The organism is Pseudoxanthomonas sp. LjRoot204_2 (assembly GCF_056175765.1).
On record NZ_JBGFFG010000459.1, the window covers coordinates 1 to 2,510 of the forward strand.

A 2,510-nucleotide genomic window follows, 5' to 3' on the forward strand; every position below is an offset into this window, starting at 1 on the left:
GCGCTTACCTGCGCCGAGAGGGCATCATGCTCCGCCGATCCCGCCCGGAAGTGGGCAGGGAGCTCCCGCAGGTCCAGAAGGTACCGCACGAGATCGATCTGGATTTCGATGTGATGGCATCGGTGGAAAGCGACGCCATCTCGCTTGCCCGCACGATCGTGGCGCGCAACGAGAAGTTCCGCGGCGAGAAGATGCAGGCCTCCGGCGAGTTCGATCGACTCATTCGCCAGGCTACCGGCGTGGCAAAGGCGCCGCATGTGGCGCAGTTCGTCAGGATGCTGGTGGAGACGGGCGAGCAGGTGGTGCTGTTCGGCTGGCATCGCGCCGTTTATGACATCTGGATGGAGCAGTTGGCCGAATTCAACCCGGTCATGTACACCGGCTCTGAATCGCCGAAGCAAAAGGCCTACGCCAAAGAGGAATTCGTCAGCGGCCGCAGCAAGGTGATCATCCTGTCGCTGCGCTCAGGCGCGGGCCTTGACGGTCTGCAGGACGCGGCCAGCATCGCGGTTTTCGGCGAACTGGACTGGTCACCCGGCGTGCACGATCAGGGTATCGGGCGCGTTGATCGCGATCGCTCGGATGGCCTGCTCAACTACGTCGTCGCTTATTTCGTCACCTGCAGTCAGGGCGCCGACCCGGCGATGATGGAGGTGCTGGGCGTGAAGAAAGAGCAGATCGAGGGTGTGATCAATCCGGACAATCAGATGATCCAGCCTCGTGACATGGAAGGGCGCCAGCTTGCCGACGTGGCACGCAAGTTCCTGGCGTCCCGTGGCATGGTCGAGGGACATGCCCGGCAGGCCATGCCGGAGGCACAGGCAGCATGAGCACTGACCTGAAAGCACTTTCGCGGCCTGCACTGTCTGCCGCCATGCGCGGCGGTACCGAACTCTGGGGTCAATGGGGCTCCCAGGACGATCACGTCCGCTATGCCGAGGCTATCGAGCCTCGCTCACGCCGGCGCTGCAGCTGCGGCTGCAAGCGTCGAGCAACGCACAAGGGCATGGCCAATGGGGTCTGCCTGCGCTCTGGTTGCGACCTCTCTATCCGACGCTGGGTCAAAGGCAGCATCTGACCCTGCGTCTTCACCAAAGGAAACCTTCATGACAGACAAGAGTGCACTACCAGGCTATTCGGCCTTCACGAAAGCCCAGCTGGCCCTGCGGAAGGAGCTGTTGGCGCTTGCGCCCATGACGGTCGCTTGCACACCTGCAGGTGGCCACGACTACTTCCTGGTCACCTGGGACGACACCAGCGAGCTCTACTATGCCGCTGCGCAGTGCAGTTCCGCGGGTTTCGACCTGGTCTGCATGGGTCCGGCCTTCGAGCCGCCCCTGCTGGGCGACTGCGAGTACCAGGARCTGGCGGACCAGCTCAACAGCTGGCTGGCCGCTGGAAACCTGCAGGACCCGAAGAAGACCCGACTCGCCAGTGCGGGCGAGCAGCAGGCCATTCGCGAAGAGCAGGAGCGGATGGAGAAGATGGGCTGGACGCTCCTGTCCGAGCATCACGCCAAGGTGGCCGCTCTGCTGGCCAAGGCGCCACCCAACAGCGTGGCGCGAGCCTTCGACGGCGGTTACGACGCGTTCCTGGTGGGCGAGGGCGATAGTCGCGTGCTCTGCATCGCGCCTGGCGGCGGAGGGGAGTTCGACGTGCACAACGTCATGTACGCCAGCGATGTCGAGAAGGGGGGCCTTGGCAACGAGGAATTCCTTGAGATCGCGAAGGCGGGAAGGAAATGGGATGGGACCATCACGCCGGCCACGGAGGCCGAGGCACGTTGCATCGAGCTGGAAACCGAAACGCTGACCAACCAAGGACCGCGCCCATGAGCGAGAACGACGCGGGGCCTCTCAAGCCTGTCCCCAGCTTCTACACGATCGTCGTGGAAGTCACCGACTCGGAGTTGGCGTCCTCCACGCTGAGCCCGCTGATCAAGGCCCTGGGCGATGACACGCTCATTCCGGGTCTGCGCGTCACCGGCGTCAGCAATCGCGACGAGATGACGCTGCTGGAGCGCTTCGAGAACGGCGAGCCTGACGATGACGACGAAGACGGCCATCGCGTCGTCATGGCGATGTAATCAGGAGATCACGATGCGCATCCTTACCTCCATCATCCTGAGCTTGGCGGCCAGCGCCCTGGCTCTATCTATCTTCGCCAAAGCCGAGTACGACGATCGCCTCGAAGCCGGCGCAGCAGATGGCCTGGTGCTGAAAGGCCGTGGCGAGACCGGCCCTGAGACGTGCAGTGAGCTTGCCGAGTCGGTCGACGTCATCAGGACGAAGACAACGACGGCGATTGCCGTGGCTGTCGCTGCCCTCGACATCAAGGAGGCCTACGCGAAGGACTGCATGACCTACGCGGATGCCGACCAGGCGCTCAACGATATCAGGAAGGAATTCAACACCAGATACCAGGCCGAGCAAGGGAACTTCAAGGCCGCGAACATGGTGTCGAGCATGATCCGCTTCTACAAGAATCCCTTCGCGCAGCCTGATGTGGAA

General features: G+C 63.1%; 5 protein-coding genes. All 5 read left to right on the plus strand.

Annotated elements, in window-relative coordinates:
* On the plus strand, window positions 1-830 hold an 830-nt coding region (locus AC04L7_RS16535), incomplete at its 5' end, for a C-terminal helicase domain-containing protein (protein WP_475513442.1).
* Window positions 827-1,078: a hypothetical protein gene (locus AC04L7_RS16540; protein WP_436001518.1), complete on the plus strand. Its 252-nt coding sequence runs from the start codon at window positions 827-829 to the stop codon at window positions 1,076-1,078. The genes AC04L7_RS16535 and AC04L7_RS16540, both read left to right, overlap by 4 nt.
* 28 nt (window positions 1,079-1,106) lie before the next feature.
* Window positions 1,107-1,835, plus strand: coding sequence for a hypothetical protein (locus AC04L7_RS16545; protein WP_436001516.1), 729 nt, complete (start codon window positions 1,107-1,109; stop codon window positions 1,833-1,835).
* Window positions 1,832-2,086: a hypothetical protein gene (locus AC04L7_RS16550; RefSeq protein WP_436001514.1), complete on the plus strand. Its 255-nt coding sequence runs from the start codon at window positions 1,832-1,834 to the stop codon at window positions 2,084-2,086. The genes AC04L7_RS16545 and AC04L7_RS16550 overlap by 4 nt, the downstream gene beginning before the upstream one ends.
* A gap of 13 nt (window positions 2,087-2,099) precedes the next feature.
* Window positions 2,100-2,510, plus strand: a 411-nt coding sequence (locus AC04L7_RS16555; RefSeq protein WP_475513443.1) for a hypothetical protein, incomplete at its 3' end; no start/stop codon positions are given.

Excerpts from the sequence above, each read along its gene's own strand:
- AC04L7_RS16550 (WP_436001514.1), top strand. The coding sequence starts at position 1,832 with ATGAGCGAGAACGACGCGGGGCCTCTCAAGCCTGTCCCCAGCTTCTAC.
- AC04L7_RS16540 (WP_436001518.1), top strand. The coding sequence starts at position 827 with ATGAGCACTGACCTGAAAGCACTTTCGCGGCCTGCACTGTCTGCCGCC.